The following is a 19,955-nucleotide window of genomic DNA, read 5'->3' on the forward strand; positions in this document are numbered from 1 at the left end:
CTTGCTTGTCGTTCTGTGTGCGCTTACTCGTCGCGGCCGCCGGCGATGCCCAGCAGGGCCAGCAGCGACTGGAACACGTTGTAGAGGCTCAGGTACACGCCCAGCGTGGCCGAGATGTAGTTGGTCTCGAGGCCGTCCTTCACGCGCTTCAGGTCGTGCAGGATGAAGGCCGAGAAGATGCCGATGGCGGCGACCGACAGCGTCATCATCAGCGCGCTCGACTGGATGAAGACGTTGGCGATGCCCACCACCAGCAGGCCGATGGCGCCCACGAAGAGCCATTTGCCCATGGCCGAGATGTCGCGCTTGATGACCGTCGAGAGCATGGCCATGCCCAGGAAGATGCCGCCGGTGCCGGCGAAGGCGGTCATGACCAGGCTGGCGCCGTTGGACAGGCCGAGCACGCTGCCGACCAGGCGCGACAGCATCAGGCCCATGAAGAAGGTGAAGGCCAGCAGCACGGGCACGCCGGCGGCGGAGTTCTTGGTCTTCTCGATGGCGTACATGAAGCCGAAGGCGCCGCCGAGGAACACCATGATGCCGATGCCCGGCGACATGGCGCGCGTGAGGCCGGTGGCCACGCCGAGCCAGGCGCCCAGCACGGTGGGCACCATCGACAGCGCGAGCAGCCAGTAGGTGTTGCGCAGAACGCGGTTGCGTTCCTGGACCGAGGCCAACGGTGCGCCGAAGCTGGAGGGGTAGGCCGATTGGCTGGAGTTCATCGAAAAATCCTGAAAAAAGAGAGAGGGCCGGACGGGTCGCATGACACGTGCGGCGGGGCCGTCGAACGGCTGAAAAGAAGGGGCAGGGGCGTCGCGCAAAAAGGGCGACGGGCCGGATCGGATGAGCGCAAACGCCCGGACTGCAACAGTCCTCAGGCGTTCGCTCGCCGCCGCGCGGCCTCAGGCGGCGAGGAGGGCGTGGGGCCGGGGTGGCCGCTTGGGCCGGTCGAGCAGCGGCGAGAGCACCGAGGTGGAGCCCAGCCGCGGCGGTTGCGCGGACAGCACCAGCAGGTTGCGCGCGTGGGGACGGGCGTCGACCAGTTCGGCGTGCTCGGAGCCCGCTTCGTCCATGGCGGACGGGTCTTCGGACGATGTCTTGCCGATGTCCTTGTCGCCGCCATCGGCCAGCGAGGCGGCGAGCGTCGCGACGGTCTGGCGTTCGCCGGACGACGACGTCACATGGTGGCCGCCGACCAGCCCGTGCGCGAGCACGGCGAAGCCGTAGCAGGACAGCATGAAAGCGAGGACGGTAGCGGCAAACCAGCGGGACATGTAGGGGTATTTTACCCGCCGCGAGGGATCGGCTCCGGCGGGCGCGAATTCATCCGACCACGGCGCACGGGTGTTGCCATCGTCCATCGGGTGGAACGCTGCAGGCGAATTTCGCCGACTACCGGACTTTCGGGCGCGCTTTTACGCTGACGGACATGCATCGGGACCCATTTTTCCCCGGCATTCAACCTCGCAAAGGAAGCCTCCCATGTCCAAGCCTTACACCCGTCTCGACAAGAACGATGTCGCCGTGCTGCTGGTCGACCACCAGACCGGCCTGCTCTCGCTGGTGCGCGACATCGACCCCGACAAGTTCAAGAACAACGTGCTGGCCCTGGCCGACATCGCCAGCTATTTCAAGCTGCCCACGGTGCTGACCACCAGCTTCGAGAACGGCCCCAACGGCCCGCTCGTGCCCGAGCTGAAGGCCCAGTTTCCCGACGCGCCCTACATCCCGCGCCCCGGCCAGATCAACGCCTGGGACAACGAGGACTTCGTCAAGGCCGTGAAGGCCACGGGCAAGAAGCAGCTGCTGATCGCCGGCGTGGTCACCGAGGTCTGCGTGGCCTTTCCGGCGCTGTCGGCGCTGGCCGAGGGCTTCGACGTGTTCGTCGTCACCGACGCGTCGGGCACCTTCAACGACGTGACGCGCCAGGCCGCGTGGGACCGCATGTCGGCCGCCGGCGCGCAGCTGATGTCGTGGTTCGGCGTGGCCTGCGAACTGCACCGCGACTGGCGCAACGACATCGAGGGCCTGGGGACGCTGTTCTCCAACCACATCCCCGACTACCGCAACCTGATCACCAGCTACACGCAACTGACCCAAGGAAAGTGAGCACCCCATGACCACACCGAACACCGTCGCCAACTTCAACGGCGCCAAGCCCGTCATCGACCCCGACGACGCCGTGATGCTGCTCATCGACCACCAGAGCGGGCTGTTCCAGACCGTGAAGGACATGCCGATGACCGAGCTGCGTTCCAACGTCACCACGCTGGCCAAGGTCGCGACGCTGGCGAAGATCCCGGTCATCACCACCGCCTCGGTGCCGCAGGGTCCGAACGGCCCGCTGATTCCCGAAGTGCACAAGTACGCGCCGCATGCGCAGTACGTGGCGCGCAAGGGCGAGATCAACGCCTGGGACAACCCCGAGTTCGTGGCCGCCGTGAAGGCCACCGGGCGCGGCACGCTGATCATCGCCGGCACCATCACCAGCGTGTGCATGGCCTTCCCGAGCATCGCGGCGGTGCACGAGGGCTACCGCGTGTTCGCGGTGATCGACGCCTCGGGCACGTACTCGAAGATGGCGCAGGAGATCACGCTGGCGCGCGTGGTGCAGGCCGGCGTGGTGCCGATCGACACCGCGGGCGTGTGCTCCGAAGTGCAGAAGACCTGGCACCGCGACGATGCCGCGCAATGGGCCGAGGCCTACAGCGCCGTGTTCCCGCCCTACCAGCTGCTGATCGAGAGCTACATGAAGGCGCAGGAGGTCGTGACCAACAGCGAGCAGCTGGACTCGCAGCGCGCCTGATCCTCTCGATGCGACACTGACGACCGCCGCGCCGCACGCCCTTCGCGTGCGGCGCGGCTTTCCTTCTTCTTTCAACGCACGGCAAGGAGCCCCGCATGGACAGTCCCCGCATCCTGATCATTCCCGGCAGCGCCCGCGACGGCTCGCTCAACCGCCGGCTGGCGGCCGTGGCCGCGGCCACCGCGCGCGCGGCGGGCCTGCAGGTGACGGAGATGGACCTGCGCGCGCTGGCGCTGCCCGTGTACGACGGTGACCTCGAGGCCGCCTCGGGCGTGCCGGCCGGCGCGCACGAACTGCGCAGCGCCATCGCGGCGAGCGACGGCGTGCTGATCGTCACGCCCGAGTACAACGGCTTCCCCACGCCGCTGGTCATCAACGCCTTCAGCTGGCTCTCGCGCATTCCGCCGGGCGAGGGTCATGCGGGCGGGCTGGCCGCCACGGCCAACAAGCCGGCCGCGCTGCTGTCGGCCTCGCCCGGGCCGCTGGGCGCGCTGCGCTCGATGAACTTCCTGCGCCAGTACCTGCAGATGGCCTTCGCCATGCTGGTGGCGCCGCAGCAGTTCGCGCTCGGGCGCGCGAACGAGGCCTTCGAGGCCGACGGCACGCTGAAGGACGCGCGTGCCGCGCAGTCGGTGCAGAAGGTGGTGGCGGCACTGGCCGCGCTCGCGACCGCGCTGCCCACGCCACGCTGACTTGCTCAGGGCGGCGTTCGTGCTGTCGCGCGAACGACCGTCCCGATCCGCATCGCGACGTATCTTCGACCGCACATTGGAAGAAGGACGAGACGACATGCAATTCGAATTCACGCCCCGGGTGCTCGCGCTGCGCGCCGAGCTGCTCAAGTTCATGGACGAGCACGTCTACCCGAACGAGAAGCGCCGCGAGGAAGAGCTGGCCGCCAACGCCCGCGCCGGCCGGCCCTATGCCGAGCTGCCGATGATGGCCGGCCTCAAGGCCAAGGCGCGCGAGCGCGGCCTGTGGAACCTGTTCCTGCCGGAGTCGGAACATGGCCCGGGCCTGACCAACGTCGAGTACGCGCCGCTGTGCGAGATCATGGGCCGGCGCTACTGGTGCGCCGAGATCTTCAACTGCTCCGCACCCGACACCGGCAACATGGAAGTGCTGGCGCGCTACGGCACGAAGGCGCAGCAGGAACGCTGGCTCACGCCGCTGCTGGCCGGCGAGATCCGCTCGTCGTTCGCCATGACCGAGCCCGAAGTGGCCTCCAGCGACGCCACCAACATCCGCTGCAGCATCCGCCGCGAGGGCGACGAGTACGTCATCAACGGTCGCAAGTGGTACATCACCGGCGCCATGAACGAGCGCTGCGAGATCTTCGTGCTGATGGGCAAGACCGACCCCGACAACGCCGACCGCCACAAGCAGCAGTCGATGGTGCTCGTGCCCAAGAACACACCGGGCATCACCATCGTGCGCGACATGCAGCTGCTGGGCATGTACGACCCGCCCTTCGGCCACCCCGAGATCGTGTTCGACAACGTGCGCGTGCCGGTCGAGAACATCCTGCTGGGCGAAGGCCGCGGTTTCGAGATCGCGCAAGGCCGCCTCGGCCCGGGCCGCATCCACCACTGCATGCGCGCCATCGGCATGGCCGAAGCCGCGCTGGAGATGATGTGCCAGCGCCTCGTGTCGCGCGTGGCCTTCCACAAGCCACTGTCGGAGCAGGGCGTGTGGCGCGAGCGCATTGCCGAGTCGCGCATGCTCATCGAGCAGTCGCGCTGGATGGTGCTCAATGCGGCCTACCGCATGGACACCGTCGGCAACAAGGTGGCCGCGAAAGAGATCGCCATGATCAAGGTGCTCACGCCCAACAACTGCGTGAAGGTGATCGACTGGGCCATGCAGGCCTTCGGCGCGATGGGCCTGAGCCAGGACACGCTGCTCACGCACTTCTACGCCTACGAGCGCCACCTGCGCGTGGCCGACGGCCCCGACGAGGTGCACCGCAACGCGATCGCGAAGCAGGAGCTGGCGGCGTACCAGTAACGGCAGCGCCGGCGCCACCGCGAACGTATGGGCGTCAGTCCACGCGCTTCGCGCGTTCGAGCATGGCGTGCAGAAGTACGTTGCAGCCGGCCGTCAGGTGGTCGGGCTGCGCGTCCTCGATCTCGTTGTGGCTGATGCCGTCCTTGCAGGGCACGAAGATCATGCCGGCCGGTGCCAGCCGCGCGGCATAGATCGCGTCGTGGCCCGCGCCCGACACCACGTCCATGGTCGAGTAGCCGAGCCGTTCGGTCGCGCGGCGCACCGCATCCACGCAATCGGGGTGAAACGGGCAGGGTGGAAAGTACGACACGCGCTCGATCGTCACGCCCAACCCGGTCTCGCGCCCCGTGCGCTCGACGCAGGCGAGGATCTCGCCGTGCATGCGGTCGAGCAGTTCGCCGCTCACGTTGCGCAGGTCGACCGAGAACTTCACCTCGCCCGGAATCACGTTGCGGCTGTTCGGATGCACCTGCACCATGCCGACCGTGCCGCGCCCGTAGGGCGGGTAGCGCAGCCCGATGGCCACCACCTCCTGCATGATCCGCGTCGCCACCTGCAGCGCATCGCGGCGCAGGTGCATCGGCGTGGGGCCGGCATGCGCCTCCATGCCGGTGACGACGCAGTCGTACCACGAGAGGCCGAGCACCGCCGGCACCACGCCGATGACCTTGTCCGCATCTTCCAGCACCGGCCCTTGCTCGATGTGCGCCTCGAAGTAGGCGCCGATGGGGTGGTCGCCCGGCGTCTGGTCGCCGATGTAGCCGATGCGCGCCAGCTCTTCGCGCACCGTCTTGCCCTCGGTGTCCTTCGCGGCGTAGGCGTGCTCCAGGCTGAAGGCGCCGCAGAAGACGCCCGAGCCCATCATCACAGGCACGAAGCGCGAGCCTTCCTCGTTCGTCCAGAACGCGACCTCGATGGGCGCTTCGGTGCGAATGCCCTGGTCGTTCAGCGTGCGCACCACTTCCAGTGCCGACAGCACGCCGTAGTTGCCGTCGAACTTGCCGCCGGTGGGTTGCGTGTCGATGTGGCTGCCCGACACGATGGGCGGCAGCGCGGGGTTGGTGCCTTCGCGGCGCATGAAGACGTTGCCGATCTTGTCGACCGTGATGCTCAGGCCGGCCGCCTTGCCCCACGACACCACGAGGTCGCGGCCCTGTTTGTCGAGGTCGGTCAGCGCCAGCCGCTTGACGCCGCCCTTGGGGGTGGCGCCGATGCGTGCCAGTTCCATCAGCGAGTTCCACAGGCGCTCGCCGTTGATCGTCAGCACCTGCGTGTCCACTGCTGCATTCATGTATGACTCCTTGGGGGTTCAGCGCGCCACGGCCGTGGGCGCGTGCTGCTGCTTGAAGCGTTCGAGTGCGGTGAACATCGGCGCGAAGGGCGGGCGCTTGAGGTAGCGGCCAGTGCCCGGCTCGGCGCGCAGGTCGCCGTTGCGCCAGACCCAGCGGCCGGCACTGACCGTGTGCCTGGGCACGCCCGTCACCTGGCGGCCTTCGAAGATGTTGAAGTCGCTCTTCGAATGCTGCGTCTTCACCGACAGCGTCTTGGTCGCCTTCGAGTCCCACACGACGATGTCGGCGTCGGCACCGGGCTGGATGACGCCCTTGCGCGGGTACAGGTTGAACAGCTGCGCCGCGTTGGTGGAGGTGACGCGCACGAACTCCGAGGGCGTGAGCCGGCCCGCGTTGACGCCGGCATCCCACAGCACGGCCATGCGCTCTTCGACGCCGCCGCAGCCGTTGGGAATCTTCGTGAAGTCGTCGCGGCCGGCGGCCTTCTGCTCGGCGCAGAAGGTGCAGTGGTCGGTCGCCGTGGTGTGCAGGTTGCCGCCCTGCAGGCCGCGCCACAGCATGGCCTGGTTCTCGCGCGAGCGGAAGGGCGGGCTCATCACGTGGGCGGCGGCGCGCGCGAAGTCGGGGTCGCGGTAGGCGCTCTCGTCGACCACGAGGTGGCCGGCCAGCACCTCGCCGTACACGCGCTGGCCGCGCGCGCGGGCGCGGGTGATGGCGTCGAGCGCTTCGCCGCACGAGACGTGCACCACGTAGATCGGCACGCCCAGCACGTCGGCGATGGCAATGGCGCGGTTGGCGGCCTCGGCCTCGACCATCGGCGGGCGTGACAGCGGATGGCCTTCGGGGCCGCGGATGCCCTGCGCCAGAAGTTGCTGCTGCAGCATCGCGACCAGCTCGCCGTTCTCCGCATGCACCGTCGGCATGGCGCCGAGTTCCAACGAGCGCTGGAAGCTCTTCACCAGGATCTCGTCGTCGGCCATGATCGCGTTCTTGTAGGCCATGAAGTGCTTGAAGCTGTTCACGCCATGCTCGTGCACCAGCGTGCCCATGTCCTTGTGCACGCTGTCGTTCCACCAGGTCACGGCCACGTGAAAGCTGTAGTCGCCGGCGGATTTTTCGGCCCAGCCGCGCCACATGCGAAAGGCGTCCATCAGCGACTGCTGCGGGTCGGGAATCACGAAGTCGATGATGCTGGTGGTGCCACCGGCCAGGCCGGCCGCCGTGCCGCTGAAGAAGTCGTCGGCCGCCACGGTGCCCATGAAGGGCAGCTGCATGTGGGTGTGCGGGTCGATGCCGCCGGGCATCACGTAGGCGCCGCCAGCGTCGACGACTTCGGCGCCCGCCGGCACCTGCAGGTCGGTGCCGACCTGGAGGATCTTGTCCCCCTGGCAGAGCACGTCGGCACGGTGCTCGGCATCGGCGTTGACCACCGTGCCACCGCGAATGAGAACGGTCATGGCGTGGGTTCCTTTTCTTTCTTGCTTCAGCTGGGGTTCTTGAGGGGCGGGACCAGGCCCTGAAGCTGCGGCGCACGCGCCTTCATCAGCCCCATGTAGACCACGGCCGACAGCACCACGCCGACGAACCAGGCGTAGGTATAGATCGTCTTGAAGAACTCGGGCATCGACGGCACGGCCGACGGAAAGGCGGCGTTCAGGAAGCCGGGGATGTTCGGCAGCACGCCGACGATGAAAGCGACGATGGCCGCCATGTTCCAGCCGTTGCCGTAGCTGTAGGCGCCGGTCTCGCGGTAGAGCGCCTCGACGTCCAGCTCCTTGCGGCGGATGAGGTAGTAGTCGGCAATCAGGATGCCGGCCACCGGCCCCAGCAGCGCCGAGTAGCCGATGAGCCAGGTGAAGATGTAGCCCTGCGTGGTCTCCAGCACCTTCCACGGCATCATCACGATGGCGATGCCGGCGGTGATGTAGCCGCCCGTGCGGTACGAGATCTTCTTCGGGTTGAGGGCAGAGAAGTCGTAGGCCGGGCCCACCAGGTTGGCCGCCAGGTTCACGCTCACGGTGTCGATCAGCAGGATGATGAGCGCGAGCAGCACCGCGGCGCCGGTCATGCGGCTGGCCAGGTCCACCGGGTCCCACAGCGCCTTGCCGTAGATGACCACCGTGGCCGAGGTGACCATCACGGCCATCATCGCGAGCAGGCCCATGGGTGCGGGCAGGCCGATGACCTGGCCCACCACCTGGTCGCGCTGCGAACGCGAGAAGCGCGTGAAGTCGGGAATGTTCAATGCCAGCGTGGCCCAGAAGCCCACCATGGCCGTGAGCGATGGCCAGAACACGGCCCAGAACATGCCGGCCTTCTTGCCGCCGGCCTCGAACTGCGAAGGCTGGTCGAAGATCGGGCCCAGGCCGCCCGCGCGCTGCACGGCCCAGTAGAGCAGGGCGATACACACGATGATCTTCAGCGGCGCAGTGTAGGTTTCGAGACGGCGGATCGACTCGATGCCGTGCACCACGAAGTACAGCTGGATGGCCCAGAAGATCAAAAAGCACACCAGCTGCGCGCCATTGATGCCGAGCATCGGCAGCTTGTCGCCGCCCAGCGGCTGGCCCATGAGCACGCCGACGAGCGTGTAGATCATCTGGCCGCCGAACCAGGTCTGGATGCCGTACCAGCCGCAGGCCACGATGGCGCGCAGCAAGGCGGGCAGCCGCGCCCCGCGCGTGCCGAACGAGGCGCGCGCCATCACCGCATACGGAATGCCGTACTTCGCGCCCGCGTGGCCGATGAGCAGCATCGGCACCAGCACGATGGCGTTGCCGAGAAACACGGTCAGCACCGCTTGCCCCCACGACATGCCGCCTTCGATGAGGCTGGCCGCCAGCATGTAGGCGGGGATGCACATCACCATGCCCACCCAGAGCGCGGCGAAGTGGTACCAGCGCCACGTTCGCTGCGCCAGTGTGGTGGGCGCCAGGTCCTCGTTCCAGAGGTTTGCGGCGGGTGCGCCGCCGTGCTGTGGGGTCGTCATGTGGGTTTTCTCCTGCACGTGTGTCGTGCTTCTGGCCGTGTGGTCGTTCCCCTCCCGCCGCCGCCCGGTCTGCGCCGGGCTTGGTCATTCACTTGCTCACTCACTCACTCACTCGCTTGTTCGATATCCCGTTCAGGCGGGGCTGCCGGTGCGCATCGGGTTGTTGGGGTGCGTGGTCCAGTTGGCGTAGTGGCCCACCACCGGGTGGCCGGTGCGCGCATCCGTCTCGCCGGCCTTCAGCGTGCGCATCGACAGCGCGCCGGGCACCGGGCAGATCGACACGCACAGGTTGCAGCCCACGCACTCTTCTTCCTTCACTTCGAAGAAGCGCATGCCGTCTTTCGTGGCGCTGATGGCCTGGTGCGAGGTGTCTTCGCACACCACATGGCAACGGCCGCACTGGATGCACAGGTCCTGGTGAATCACTGCCTTGTCGACGTGGTTCAGGTTGAGCTGCTGCCAGTCGGTGATGCTGCCGACCGCACGACCGCGCATCTGCTCGAGGTTGGCGTAGCCCTTCTGGTCCATGAAGTTGGAGAGGCCGTCGCACAGGTCCTGCACGATCTTGAAGCCGTAGACCATGGCGGCGGTGCACACCTGCACCGAACCGCTGCCCAGCGCGATGAACTCGGCCGCGTCGCGCCAGGTCGAGACGCCGCCGATGCCCGAGATGGGCAGGCCGGCGGTCTGCGGGTCGCGCGCGATCTCGGCCACCATGTGCAGCGCGATCGGCTTGGCGCCGGGGCCGCAGTAGCCGCCGTGCGAGCCCTTGCCGTCAGTGTGCGGGAACATCGCCATCGCGTCCAGGTCCACGCCCATGATCGAGTTGATGGTGTTGATGAGGCTCACCGCGTCGGCGCCGCCTTTCTTCGCGGCGCGCGCGGCGGGCCGGATGTCCGCCACGTTGGGCGTGAGCTTCACGATCACCGGCAGCTTCGAGTAGTGCTTGCACCACTCGGCCACCATCTGGATGTACTCGGGCACCTGGCCCACGGCCGCGCCCATGCCGCGTTCGCTCATGCCGTGCGGGCAGCCGAAGTTCAGCTCGATGCCGTCGCAGCCCGTGTCTTCGACCCTCGGCAGGATGTTCTTCCACGCCTCTTCGGTGCACGGCACCATGATCGACGCCACCAGCGCGCGGTCGGGCCAGTTGCGCTTCACGCGCGTCATCTCTTCGAGGTTGGTGCGCAGCGGCCGGTCGGAGATCAGCTCGATGTTGTTGAAGCCGGTCACGCGCCGATCGGCCGCATACGAGACGGCATAGCGCGGCCCGTGCACGTTGACCACGTTCGGGTCTTCGCCCACGGTCTTCCACACCACGCCGCCCCAGCCGGCCTCGAAGGCGCGGACCACGTTGATCTCCTTGTCGGTCGGCGGCGCCGAAGCCAGCCAGAAAGGGTTGGGGCTGCGGATGCCCACGAAGTCGATGCTCAGGTCTGCCATGTGAATTGCTCCTGTCGCGCCGCGGCGCGCACGGATGAATGGAGTGAAGGGAAGGGGGGGCGCTGTCGCGTCAGGCCGCGCGCAGGTGGCGGTCGATGGACAGCGCGGCCTGCTTGCCGTCTTCCACCGCCTCGACCGTGAGGTCGCGCCCGCCGAAGCGCGCGTCGCCGCCGGCCCAGACCTTGGGGAGCGAGCTGCGGCACTCGGCATCGGTGCTGATGCGCCCGCCTTGCAGCTGCACGCCGCTGTCTTCCAGCGCGGTCGCGACAAAGCTCTGGCCGATGGCGCACAGCACCATGTCGGCCTGCAGTGCTAGCGCTTCGCCGGTCTCTACCAGCTTGCCGTCGACCAGCACGGTGCGCGCGAAGTCGATGCCGCGCAGCACGCCGCCCTTGGCGCGCAGGGCCTTCGGTGCGGCCCAGTGGATGATGCGCACGCCGTTCTCCTTGGCCCAGCTCTGCTCGTCGACCGAGGCACCCATGGCTTCGGCGCCGCGCCGGTAGACGATGCTCACGTCTTCCGCGCCAAGCTTGCGCGACTGCACGGCCGCATCCACGGCGGTCATGCCGCCGCCGATCACCACCACGTGCCGGCCAATGGCCACGTCGGCCGGCGACGCGGCCTGGCGCAGTTCGGCGATGAAGTCCACCGCATCGCGCACGCCGGTCTGTTCGCCCAGACCCAGCGTGTTCACGCCGGCCAGGCCTAGGCCGAGGAACACCGCGTCGTAGTCGGTGGCGAGCGCATCGAGGTGCAGGTCGCGGCCCAGTGCCTGGTTGTTGCGCACCTCGATGCCGCCGACCGACAGCAGCCACTCGATCTCGCGTTGCGCGAAGTCGTCCACCGTCTTGTAGCTGGCCAGGCCGTATTCGTTCAGGCCGCCCAGCTTGGGGCGCGCATCGAACAGCGTCACCTCGTGGCCCAGCACCGCGAGGCGGTGCGCGCAGGCCAGGCCCGCCGGACCGGCGCCGACGATGGCAATGCGCTTGCCCGTGTCGGCCGCGCGCACGAACAGCGGCGCGCCGGGCGCGTCGAAGAAGGCATCGGTCGCGTGGCGCTGCAGCAGGCCGATCTCCACCGGCTTGCTCTCGTTGCTGTTGCGCACGCAGGCCTGCTCGCACAGCACTTCGGTCGGGCACACGCGGGCGCACATGCCGCCCAGCGGGTTCTCTTCGAGGATGGTGCGTGCGGCGCCGCGCAGGTTGCCGTCGGCGATGCGACGGATGAAGGTCGGGATGTCGATGCCCGTGGGGCAGGCCGTCTGGCAGGGCGCGTCGAAACAGTAGTAGCAGCGCTCGGCCTCGATGTTGGCCTGCACCACGTTCAGCGGCGGGTGGGCGTCGCAGAAGTTCTTGGCGTACTGCGCGGGGTCGAGACGGCCGGCGCGCACATCGGAGGCAATGTGCGCGCTGGGCGCGACGGGATTCATCGTGCTGCTCATGGGCTTTCAAGCTCCAGGTCGTGGTGGGGTAACCGTGTGCGACATGAGAGATCGAGCCCTCATGAAGTTTGACCAAGTGGTCGAATGTCGCGATGATTCAGCAAACGAGGGGTGCCGCCCATACACAGTTGGCGCGGCGAACGAGAAAGTGTTTGCCGCTGCCGACCATGCTGTTTGGTGCACTCCCCAGCACAGTTGCCAAGGGCAAACCCTGTCCAGACAGGCCGCATGCGTTTCTCAAGGAGACCCGGTGATGCAGAGTTCAAGCAACGCGTCGGCGCTGCGCCAGCCGGCGCCCGCCGGTGCCGGTTGGATGCAGGGCCTGATGGGCGACATGGACGAAGCCGCGCCCGGCCTCGGGCTGGCGCAGCGCCTCGTGGTGGGCGTCGAGTTGCGCGTCATCGACGGGCGCCTCGCACCCGGCACCAAGATGCCTTCGGTACGCGCGCTGGCCGGCAAACTGGGCATCAGCACCTTCACCGTCACCGAGTCGTACAGCGCCTTGCGGGCGCGCTCGGTGCTGGCCTCGCGGCCGGGCAGCGGCTACTACGTGCTGCACCGGCCTTCGCGCGTGGCAACCGACGACGCCGATGCGGTGCCGCGCATGACTGACACCGCCACGGCCCACGACCGCCCGCCACCCCCCGAATACCGTGGCGACGACCTGGTGCGTGAAGCCATGCGCCGCGTGGCCCGCTCGGCCCCCGAATGGGACAGCGGCACGCGACATGGTTTCGGACTGCCGTGCCTGCGCGAACTGATCGCCGCGCGCCATCGCGTCGAATTGCCCGCACTGGGCCCGCAGCAGGTCATGACGGCAGCGGGCAGTCTGGGCGCCACGATGTGTTTGCTGCAGGCCTGGACCGAGCCCGGCGACGCGGTGCTGGTCGAGTCGCCCGCACCGCGCCAGCTGCGCAGCCTGATCCGCACGCTGGGCCGTCGCATGCTCGAAGTGCCACGGCGCGGCGGCTGCGTCGACATCGCCGCGCTCGACAGCCATGCCGCGATGTTGCCTGCAGCAAGCCGCCAGCGCCTGCTGTTCCTGTCGACGGCAGTTTCCAATCCGCTGGGCGTGTGCATGAGCCCGCAGGGCGCGCACCAGGCGCTGCAGGCGGCCGAGCGACACGACCTGCGCGTGATCGAGCTCGACACCTGGCGCGGGCTCTCGCCGTTGCAGGCGCCCAGCCTTGCCGCGATGGACGGGCTGCAGCGCGTGGCGCAGGTCGGTGGCGTGTCGACCACGCTCTCGGCCAAGCTGCGGCTTGCACATGTGCTGCTGCCGCAGCATTGGGTCGACGATGCGGCCTTGCGCTGTCTGCACACCACGCTCGGGCCGAGCGAGTTCGAAGAGCGCGTGGCCTGCGAGGTGCTGGCCGATGCCGGCTATCCGCGCTTCCTGCAGAAGCTCAACACCGCGCTGAAGATCGCCGGTGAGCGCACGCTGTCGCTGCTGACCGGCGCGGGCCTGCAGGCGCTGTGCGTGCCCGATGGCGGCCCCTTTCTCTGCGCAGGCTGGCCGCCCGGCTGTGAGCCTCGTCCATCGAGCGATGCGGTGCTGCAGGAGGCGCGCAAGCAGGGCCTGCCGCTCGCGGCCGCGACCGATTTCGGCGACATGCCGCAGCCCTTTGCCTGGTATCGCTTCAACGTCGCGCACTGCGGCGACGAGCGACTGGTGCGCTTCCTGGCGCGGATGAAGAACCCATGAGTGCCGCGCCACCCCTGCGAACGGCGGCGCGTCCTCCCGCCGTGAAGCGCCAGGCCCGCCGCCAGAACCTCGAGAGCGCCATCCTCGCGGTGGCGCAGGAACGCTTCGCGCTGCACGGCTACGGCGGCGTGTCGGTCGACGACATCGCGGCCGACGCGGGCATCTCCAAGCAGAGCCTGCTGTACTACTTCCCCTCGAAGAAGGCGCTGTACAGCCGCGTGTTCAACGACGTGCTCGACTCGTGGCTGTCGAACCTCAACAGCCTGGCCGACGCCGACCTCGACCCGCATGCCGCGCTGGAGCGCTACGTCACGCAGAAGCTGCAGTTCTCGTACGACCACCCTTCGGGCTCGCGGCTGTTCGCGCAGGAAATCATTTCTCAGGCGCCGCAATGCGCCGACGACATCGAGGCCAAGCTGGTACCAGCCTTCCGCGCCGAAGCGGCCGTGCTGAACCGCTGGATGGCGAACGGCGACGTGGCGCCGCTGCCCGTGCCGCACCTGCTGTTCACGCTGTGGGCCATGACGCAGACCTACGCCGACTTCGCCTGGCAGATGCGGATGCTGCTTGGCAAGCAGGCGCTGGAGCCAGCCGACTTCGACCTGGCCCGCGAGACCATCCTGCGGATGCTCGAAGGCGCGCTGGGGCTGAGGCGGCCCGCCACCTCGGCGGTGGTGACGAGCGGGCACGCTGCGCTGCCGTGCGCGGAAAAGGCCGGCAAGGGCAGGCCCTAGTCGCGCGTCTCGAGCACCATCGACACCTCGACCACACCACCGCGAGGCAACGACGCGACGCCCACGGTGGTGCGAACCGGCAGTGGGGCATCGGGGAAGATCCGTTGCAGGGCCGCCGAGGCCGCGTCCATCACCTGGGCGTGGTCCTTGAAGTCGCCGCAAGCCTGGAGGTAGCCGTTCAGTGCCACGACGCGAACGACGCGCGAGAGGCTGCCGAGTTCGTCCTGTGCTGCGCGCAGCAGGGCGCCGACAGCCGCCACTGCGGCCCGCTGGCCGCGTGCCACATCGTCGGGGCCTTCGAGCCGGCCTGTGATCACCTGGCCGTTCTCGCGCGCCACCACGCCGCTCGTGTGCAGCAGACTGCCGGCCCTCGCGAATGTGGCGTAAGTACCCGATGGCTTGGCCCGCGCCACTTCAGGTGGGCACAGCCGGTCGAGCAGAAAGTCTTCGGGTTGCGCATCGCAGGCCTCGCCGCCGACCCAGCAACCTTCCTGCGTGTTCGCATCCCATGGCAATCCCACGTGGATCGCGGAGGGCGAACCCATTGCTTCTCCTTGCCGCACGGTCACCGACAGCGCCTCGTGGCCGACCAGCCCAAGGTGGCGCAGGCCCCAGGCCAGCGCGGCGGCGGCGATGCCCGTGGCGGCGTCTTCCGGGTAGCCGGAAGATTTGGGAAATTGCCGCGCGCTGACCGTGTCGGTTTCGTCCCGTGACATGGCATAGGGATACAGCCCGGTGGACCCGAGACGTTCGCACAGCGATTCGACGCGCGCGAAGTCGACGCGCAAGGCGTGCAGCTGCGCGGTGTCGGCCAGGCGAACCAGCGTCTTGACCCGGCTGGTGGCGGCGTTGAGCACCGGCCCCACGATCTGCCCGACCTCGATGCCCAGGCACTGCGCGATGTCTTCGACCAGCCGCTGTTGCGTCACCTCTTCCACCGTGGCACGCGGCTGGCTGATCTGCACCGTGCCATCGACGCGCCGGCCCGTGACGGTGCCGCTGAGCGTTTCGATCGCGACGGGCGAACCGTCCCATTCGCCGCGCCGGTGCAGCAGCCACAGCGCGCCGACCGTGGCGTGGCCGCACATTTCCATCTCGTGCTTGGGCACGAAGTAGCGCATGCGCAGCCGGTGCGCCGGTGTGGTCGGCTTCAGCACGAAGACGGACTCATGGCCGCTGAGCCGGGTGTGCTCCTGCATCTGCGCGGTGGAGAGCGCGTCGGCATCGAGCCAAACGGGCGCGGGGTTGCCGCCGACGGATGGATCGGGGCCGACGAACACGCGGATGTTCCGGCAACCGGGCGCAGAAAAAATCGCAGCCATCGTCAATCAGCCCTCGCGTTGACCGAGCGCGCAATGCCGCCCCAGAGCTTGATGTCGCCGCGGATCTGTTCCTCGAACACCTCGGGCCGCACGCTCCACGGCGTCACGCCCTTGGCCAGCATGTCGGTGCGCAGGGCCGGGTCTTTCATCGCGGTGTCGAGCGCGGCACGCAGGCGCTGCACCACCGGCTGCGGCGTGGCGGCCGGCGCCATCAGGCCGTACCAGAGCTGCGGCTTGAAGTCCTTGATGCCGGCTGCCTCGAAAGTCGGCAGGTCGGCGAAACCCGCCGCCGGTTCACTGATGGCCAGCGCCCGCATGCGGCCGCCGCGCACCTGCGCGAGCAGCGCGGGCGGGTTGTCGAACAGCGCCTGGATCTGGCCTGCCATCAGGTCGGCCTGCGCGGGTGCGGCACCGCGGTAGGGCACGTGCGTCATCTCGATGCCGGTGCGCTGCTTGAAGAGTTCGCCCGCCAGGTGGCTCAGGCTGCCGTTGCCGATGCTGCCGTAGTTGAGCGCCTGCGGGTTGGCCTTGGCGTAGCCGACGAAGTCCTTCACCGTGCGCGCCGCCAGCGCAGGCGTGACCACCAGCACGAAAGGCGTGGTGCCGATGGTGCCGATCGGCACCAGGTCCTTGAGGGGGTCGTACGGGAGCTTGGGGTACACCGCATCGGCCGAGGCGATGGTGGTCGTGGTGCTGGCCACCAGCGTGTAGCCGTCGGGGTTCGCCTTCGCGCCGAAGCCCGTGCCGACGGTGCCGCCCGCGCCCGAGCGGTTGTCGATGATGACCGACACACCGAGCGCAGCCTGCAGCCGCAGCTGCACCGAACGGAAGATCACGTCCGTTCCGCCGCCGGCGGGGAAGGGTACGATGATGGTGATCGGCTTCACCGGGTAGGCCGGATCGGAGGCCGGCCACGAGGCGGTCGGCCCGTACAGGGCACCGGCGGCGGCCAAGCCCAGGAGCGCGCGGCGCAGAGGTTGAGTAGTCATGGGGTCTTCTTGCAGGAGTGGTCCTTCCGATTCTGTGGAGCGCGCGCCAACGCGTGCGCCCGATTGCGACATGCGCGGCTTCGAATGCGACAAGGAACGGCCATGCCACTGACTTCCAGCCACCCGCCGCCCCGCCAATCGCTGTTCGTCGAACGGCTGTCTCACCAGGCGTCGATGGTCGCCAACACCCGCGACCACTACGCCACCGACGCGCACGTGCACGATTGCGACATGCTGTTCGTGCCCATCGCAGGCCGCTTCAGCGTGGGCGATGCGCAGGGCGAGGCGCAGCGCCTCGGGCCCGGCCACTTCGTCTGGTTCGCGGCGGGCAGCGCGCATTCGACGACCACGCTCACCGCCGGCCAGAGCCATGTCGCGGTCTACGTCGACCCGGCGCTGTGGGCCACGGCCTTGCGGGCGCAGGGCGTCGTGCGGCCCCCGCAAGGCATGCGCGCGGGCAGCACCGCGCTGGGCGCCTTGTCGCAGCGGATGTTCGAAGCGACCCGCGCGGGCGACAGCGAGAACTACGTGCTGTGCGGCGCGCTCGTGATGGAGGCCGCGCGCCTGAGCGCCAACCCGTTGTCGGAGGGCGACGTCTCGCCGGCGTTGTGGGTCGCCGAGCTGCTGGCCGAAACGATGCTGCGCGATCTGGCGCAGCCCCTGTCGCTCGACGCCTTCGCGCAACAGCACCGGCTGTCGCGCCGGCAGGTGGAGCGGGTCTTCCGCGCGAAGCACGGCATCTCGCCGCTGGAGTTCCTGCAGCGCCAGCGCATCGAACGGGCCGTGTACCTGTTGCAGACCACGCGGGACTCGGTGCTGTCCATCGCGCTGCAGGTCGGCTGGGAGTCGGCGTCCTATCTTTCGCGGATGCTGGAAAAGACCTGGGCGAAGACGGCGACGCAAATTCGCGCGGCAGCCCCTCGACAAAACTAGCCTGGCCGCTCAGGCCGGCGGCGGCGCTTCCCACGCGAAGCCCACGCCGTACACCGACCGAATCCAGTCGTGCGCGGGCGTCACCGCGCCGAGCTTGCGGCGCAGGTTCTTCACGTGGCTGTCGATGGCGCGTTCGGTCACGTCCACCGTGTCGTCGTAGGCCAGCTCCAGCAGTCGGGCGCGCGAGAAGATGCGGCCCGGGTGCCGCGACAGCACCTGCAGCAGCCCGAACTCGCGCCGCGTGAGGTTCAGCGGCGTGCCGTCGAGCGAGGCGCGCCAGTGCACGTCGTCGAGCACGAGCCCCGGTGCGTCGCCCGGCGCGACCTGCGCCGCCACGGCCGGCGCGGTGCGGCGCAGCACCGCGCGCACGCGTGCCACCAGCTCGCGCGGCGAGAAGGGCTTGCACACGTAGTCGTCGGCGCCCAGCTCCAGGCCGAGCAGGCGGTCGACCTCCTCGATGCGCGCGGTGAGCATGATGATCGGGTGCGCCGTGTGTTCGCGCGCGCGGCGCAGCACCTCGATGCCATCGAGGCGCGGCAGCATGATGTCGAGCAGCGTGAGGTCGGGCGGTGCGGCGACGATGCGTTCGAGCGCGCTCTGCCCATCGGCGAAGTGCTCGGTGTCGTAGCCGGCGTGGCGCAGGTAGTCCTGCACCACGGAGGCGATGTCGAGTTCGTCCTCGACGATCACGATGCGTGTCATGCGGAAGCTGCCAGCGGAAGGGTGATCGTCATGCGCAGCCCGCCCAGTGGCGAAGGCGCCGCCTCGATGCTGCCGCCGTGCGCCTCGAGGGTCGCGCGGCAGATCGACAGGCCCAGGCCCGAGCCGCCCAGCGCGCGGCTGCGCGAGGTCTCGCCGCGAAACAGGCGGTCGAAGAGGCGCGGAATTTCTTCCTCGGGCACGCCCGGCGTGCTGTCGTCGAACACCAGCGTGAGGCAATTGCCCGTCCACGCGCCCTCCATAGTCACGCCAATGCGGAGCTGGCCGCCGGCGTCGGTGTAGGCCAGCGTGTTCTCCAGCAGGTTCATGAAGACCTGGTGCAGCCGGTGCGCATCGCCGTCGATCACCGGCTGGGCCGAGGCGGCGATGCGGTCGAGGGCGTCGCGGTCGAGCGCGATGCCGCGCTGCGCGAAGCGGTCGCGCGTGTGGTCGAGCGCCTCCTTCAGCAGCGACAGCGGGTACACCGGCGCCTTCAGCAGGTCGCTCTGGGGCTCGCGCATGCTGCTGCGCAGGTCGTCGACCAGCTGGCCGAGGCGGATCACCTGCCGGTGCATGCGCAGCGCGGTGCGTTCGTCGAAGCTGCGCACGCCGTCCTGCAGCGCCTCGATCTCCGCGCGCATGGCCGCCAGCGGCGTGCGCAGCTCGTGCGCCGCATCGGCCAGCCAGGCGCGGCGCGAGGCCTCGGCCGTGTCCAGGCGCTGCGCCATGTCGTTGAAGGTCTTGCCCAGCAGCGCGAGCTCGTCCGAGCCGTGGACCGCGACGCGCGTCGAGAGCCGCCCGCGCGCCACGTCCTGTGCGGCCTGCGTGAGCGCGTCGATCGGCTGGAACCAGCGGCGCGCCAGCAGCCACGACAGCACCAGCGCAAAGGCCAGGCCGCACAGCCCGGTGAGCGCGATCACGCCGGACTGCCGGGCGAGAAAGGCGCGGTCGGCCTCGCTCTCCAGGCCCTGCATCGGCGCGAGCGCGAGGTAGCCGACGACGGTGCGCCCGTGGCGGATCGGCCGGCGCGCGGCGTTCTCCGGGTCGATGGTCGCGCCGACCACGAGCGCGCCGTGGGCGTCGAGCACGGCGAGGCGGCGAAAGATCGAGTCGGGCGGGCCGGCCAGGCCGGGGAAGAAGCCCGGCGGCGGCATCAGGAAGCGGCGGGGCAGCAGGTCGAGCTGCGGCGGCGGGGGCGAGGCGGTGGACGAGAGCCCGCTGGACGGTTCTGCCGGCGGCGCGCCGTCGCCCTGTGTGCCGGGCGCACGGCGCTCGTACCAGGGCGGCAGCCGCCGGTCGTCGGGTGTGGCGGCGCCGTCGATCACCATCGCCGACTGGCCCAGCTGCAGGCGGTGCCAGGCGTCGTCGTTGTCGCGCAGTTTCTTCCAGTCGCCGTTGGCGGTGTAGTGCTTCAGCAGGAGCTGCGAGAGCCAGTCCATGCGGCGGATCTCGATCTCGGCCACGTAGGCGCCCAGGCCCCGCTGCAGCGCGACGATCGAGAAGCCCACGAAGCTCAGCAGCAGCACGATCAGCAGGGCGGCCAGGGCCAGGAAGATCTTGCGGGAGAGGGTCAGGCGCGGCATGGGCTCGGCGGC

Annotated in this window: 18 protein-coding genes; 7 read left to right on the plus strand and 11 right to left on the minus strand. The window is 69.0% G+C overall.

Annotated elements, in window-relative coordinates; all coding sequences use genetic code 11:
• Positions 1-23 precede the first annotated feature (23 nt).
• Both VHAB30_RS01045 and VHAB30_RS01050 read right to left on the minus strand, forming a co-directional pair.
• Entirely contained in the window at positions 24-722 is a 699-nt protein-coding gene (locus VHAB30_RS01045) for a Bax inhibitor-1/YccA family protein (protein ID WP_062479959.1), read from the minus strand.
• 180 nt (positions 723-902) lie between these two features.
• Positions 903-1,238: a hypothetical protein gene (locus tag VHAB30_RS01050; protein ID WP_062479977.1), complete on the minus strand. Its 336-nt coding sequence runs from the start codon at positions 1,236-1,238 to the stop codon at positions 903-905.
• 244 nt (positions 1,239-1,482) lie between these two features.
• On the opposite strand from VHAB30_RS01050, the gene ycaC reads away from it, so the two are divergent.
• The 4 genes from ycaC (at position 1,483) to VHAB30_RS01070 (ending at position 4,813) form a co-directional block, all read left to right on the plus strand.
• Complete coding sequence (gene ycaC / locus VHAB30_RS01055) at positions 1,483-2,109, plus strand: isochorismate family cysteine hydrolase YcaC (RefSeq protein WP_062479957.1); 627 nt, start codon at positions 1,483-1,485, stop codon at positions 2,107-2,109.
• A 7-nt stretch (positions 2,110-2,116) separates the two neighbouring features.
• Positions 2,117-2,806, plus strand: coding sequence for an isochorismatase family protein (locus VHAB30_RS01060; protein ID WP_062479955.1), 690 nt, complete (start codon positions 2,117-2,119; stop codon positions 2,804-2,806).
• A 95-nt stretch (positions 2,807-2,901) separates the two neighbouring features.
• Positions 2,902-3,498, plus strand: a complete 597-nt coding sequence (locus tag VHAB30_RS01065) for an NADPH-dependent FMN reductase (protein ID WP_095746578.1) — start codon at positions 2,902-2,904, stop codon at positions 3,496-3,498.
• Positions 3,499-3,595: 97 nt separating this feature from the next.
• The gene (locus tag VHAB30_RS01070; RefSeq protein WP_062479951.1) at positions 3,596-4,813 is read left to right on the plus strand and encodes an acyl-CoA dehydrogenase family protein; all 1,218 of its coding nucleotides are present in this window, start codon (positions 3,596-3,598) and stop codon (positions 4,811-4,813) included.
• A 34-nt stretch (positions 4,814-4,847) separates the two neighbouring features.
• Here the strand turns inward: VHAB30_RS01070 and VHAB30_RS01075 are convergent, their stop codons facing one another.
• The 5 genes from VHAB30_RS01075 to VHAB30_RS01095 all read right to left on the minus strand — a co-directional run bounded on the left by VHAB30_RS01075 (position 4,848) and on the right by VHAB30_RS01095 (position 11,978).
• Entirely contained in the window at positions 4,848-6,104 is a 1,257-nt protein-coding gene (locus VHAB30_RS01075) for a Zn-dependent hydrolase (protein ID WP_159275514.1), read from the minus strand.
• Positions 6,105-6,122: 18 nt separating this feature from the next.
• A complete protein-coding gene (gene hydA, locus VHAB30_RS01080; protein WP_159275515.1) occupies positions 6,123-7,562 on the minus strand; it encodes a dihydropyrimidinase in 1,440 nt (479 codons plus the stop codon).
• A 26-nt stretch (positions 7,563-7,588) separates the two neighbouring features.
• Complete coding sequence (locus VHAB30_RS01085) at positions 7,589-9,094, minus strand: NCS1 family nucleobase:cation symporter-1 (protein ID WP_159275516.1); 1,506 nt, start codon at positions 9,092-9,094, stop codon at positions 7,589-7,591.
• Positions 9,095-9,226: 132 nt separating this feature from the next.
• On the minus strand, positions 9,227-10,537 hold the full coding sequence (preA, locus tag VHAB30_RS01090; protein ID WP_159275517.1) for an NAD-dependent dihydropyrimidine dehydrogenase subunit PreA: 1,311 nt from the start codon (positions 10,535-10,537) through the stop codon (positions 9,227-9,229).
• Between the two features lie 70 nt (positions 10,538-10,607).
• A complete protein-coding gene (locus VHAB30_RS01095) occupies positions 10,608-11,978 on the minus strand; it encodes an NAD(P)-dependent oxidoreductase (RefSeq protein WP_390903968.1) in 1,371 nt (456 codons plus the stop codon).
• A 253-nt stretch (positions 11,979-12,231) separates the two neighbouring features.
• Between VHAB30_RS01095 and VHAB30_RS01100 the strand changes: the two genes are divergently transcribed.
• Positions 12,232-13,683: an aminotransferase-like domain-containing protein gene (locus tag VHAB30_RS01100; RefSeq protein WP_159275518.1), complete on the plus strand. Its 1,452-nt coding sequence runs from the start codon at positions 12,232-12,234 to the stop codon at positions 13,681-13,683.
• Positions 13,680-14,417 (plus strand): TetR family transcriptional regulator C-terminal domain-containing protein, encoded by a 738-nt coding sequence (locus tag VHAB30_RS01105; protein ID WP_159275519.1) that lies wholly within the window; start codon positions 13,680-13,682, stop codon positions 14,415-14,417. The genes VHAB30_RS01100 and VHAB30_RS01105 overlap by 4 nt, the downstream gene beginning before the upstream one ends.
• On the opposite strand, the gene VHAB30_RS01110 is transcribed toward VHAB30_RS01105, so the two are convergent.
• Both VHAB30_RS01110 and VHAB30_RS01115 read right to left on the minus strand, forming a co-directional pair.
• Positions 14,414-15,739: a PhzF family phenazine biosynthesis isomerase gene (locus VHAB30_RS01110; protein WP_159275520.1), complete on the minus strand. Its 1,326-nt coding sequence runs from the start codon at positions 15,737-15,739 to the stop codon at positions 14,414-14,416. The two genes, VHAB30_RS01105 and VHAB30_RS01110, sit on opposite strands and share 4 nt — an antisense overlap.
• A gap of 2 nt (positions 15,740-15,741) precedes the next feature.
• Complete coding sequence (locus VHAB30_RS01115; RefSeq protein ID WP_159275521.1) at positions 15,742-16,728, minus strand: Bug family tripartite tricarboxylate transporter substrate binding protein; 987 nt, start codon at positions 16,726-16,728, stop codon at positions 15,742-15,744.
• A 102-nt stretch (positions 16,729-16,830) separates the two neighbouring features.
• On the opposite strand from VHAB30_RS01115, the gene VHAB30_RS01120 reads away from it, so the two are divergent.
• Complete coding sequence (locus VHAB30_RS01120; RefSeq protein ID WP_159275522.1) at positions 16,831-17,661, plus strand: AraC family transcriptional regulator; 831 nt, start codon at positions 16,831-16,833, stop codon at positions 17,659-17,661.
• 9 nt (positions 17,662-17,670) lie between these two features.
• Here VHAB30_RS01120 and VHAB30_RS01125 read toward each other — a convergent pair whose 3' ends face one another.
• Complete coding sequence (locus VHAB30_RS01125; RefSeq protein ID WP_159275523.1) at positions 17,671-18,363, minus strand: response regulator; 693 nt, start codon at positions 18,361-18,363, stop codon at positions 17,671-17,673.
• Positions 18,360-19,943 carry an ATP-binding protein gene (locus tag VHAB30_RS01130; protein WP_159275524.1) on the minus strand — a complete coding sequence of 528 codons (1,584 nt, stop codon included), beginning with the start codon at positions 19,941-19,943 and terminating at the stop codon, positions 18,360-18,362. The genes VHAB30_RS01125 and VHAB30_RS01130 overlap by 4 nt, the downstream gene beginning before the upstream one ends.
• Between the last annotated feature and the right edge of the window lie 12 nt (positions 19,944-19,955).

The organism is Variovorax boronicumulans (genome assembly GCF_009811375.1).
Lineage (GTDB): Bacteria > Pseudomonadota > Gammaproteobacteria > Burkholderiales > Burkholderiaceae_C > Variovorax > Variovorax boronicumulans.

Coding starts and splice junctions, on each gene's coding strand:
- VHAB30_RS01130 (WP_159275524.1), bottom strand. CDS start 19,943: ATGCCGCGCCTGACCCTCTCCCGCAAGATCTTCCTGGCCCTGGCCGCC.
- VHAB30_RS01065 (WP_095746578.1), top strand. CDS start 2,902: ATGGACAGTCCCCGCATCCTGATCATTCCCGGCAGCGCCCGCGACGGC.
- VHAB30_RS01115 (WP_159275521.1), bottom strand. CDS start 16,728: ATGACTACTCAACCTCTGCGCCGCGCGCTCCTGGGCTTGGCCGCCGCC.
- VHAB30_RS01060 (WP_062479955.1), top strand. CDS start 2,117: ATGACCACACCGAACACCGTCGCCAACTTCAACGGCGCCAAGCCCGTC.
- VHAB30_RS01075 (WP_159275514.1), bottom strand. CDS start 6,104: ATGAATGCAGCAGTGGACACGCAGGTGCTGACGATCAACGGCGAGCGC.
- VHAB30_RS01100 (WP_159275518.1), top strand. CDS start 12,232: ATGCAGAGTTCAAGCAACGCGTCGGCGCTGCGCCAGCCGGCGCCCGCC.
- VHAB30_RS01095 (WP_390903968.1), bottom strand. CDS start 11,978: ATGAGCAGCACGATGAATCCCGTCGCGCCCAGCGCGCACATTGCCTCC.
- VHAB30_RS01050 (WP_062479977.1), bottom strand. CDS start 1,238: ATGCTGTCCTGCTACGGCTTCGCCGTGCTCGCGCACGGGCTGGTCGGC.
- ycaC (WP_062479957.1), top strand. CDS start 1,483: ATGTCCAAGCCTTACACCCGTCTCGACAAGAACGATGTCGCCGTGCTG.
- VHAB30_RS01125 (WP_159275523.1), bottom strand. CDS start 18,363: ATGACACGCATCGTGATCGTCGAGGACGAACTCGACATCGCCTCCGTG.
- VHAB30_RS01120 (WP_159275522.1), top strand. CDS start 16,831: ATGCCACTGACTTCCAGCCACCCGCCGCCCCGCCAATCGCTGTTCGTC.
- VHAB30_RS01045 (WP_062479959.1), bottom strand. CDS start 722: ATGAACTCCAGCCAATCGGCCTACCCCTCCAGCTTCGGCGCACCGTTG.
- VHAB30_RS01110 (WP_159275520.1), bottom strand. CDS start 15,739: ATGGCTGCGATTTTTTCTGCGCCCGGTTGCCGGAACATCCGCGTGTTC.
- VHAB30_RS01105 (WP_159275519.1), top strand. CDS start 13,680: ATGAGTGCCGCGCCACCCCTGCGAACGGCGGCGCGTCCTCCCGCCGTG.
- VHAB30_RS01070 (WP_062479951.1), top strand. CDS start 3,596: ATGCAATTCGAATTCACGCCCCGGGTGCTCGCGCTGCGCGCCGAGCTG.
- preA (WP_159275517.1), bottom strand. CDS start 10,537: ATGGCAGACCTGAGCATCGACTTCGTGGGCATCCGCAGCCCCAACCCT.
- hydA (WP_159275515.1), bottom strand. CDS start 7,562: ATGACCGTTCTCATTCGCGGTGGCACGGTGGTCAACGCCGATGCCGAG.
- VHAB30_RS01085 (WP_159275516.1), bottom strand. CDS start 9,094: ATGACGACCCCACAGCACGGCGGCGCACCCGCCGCAAACCTCTGGAAC.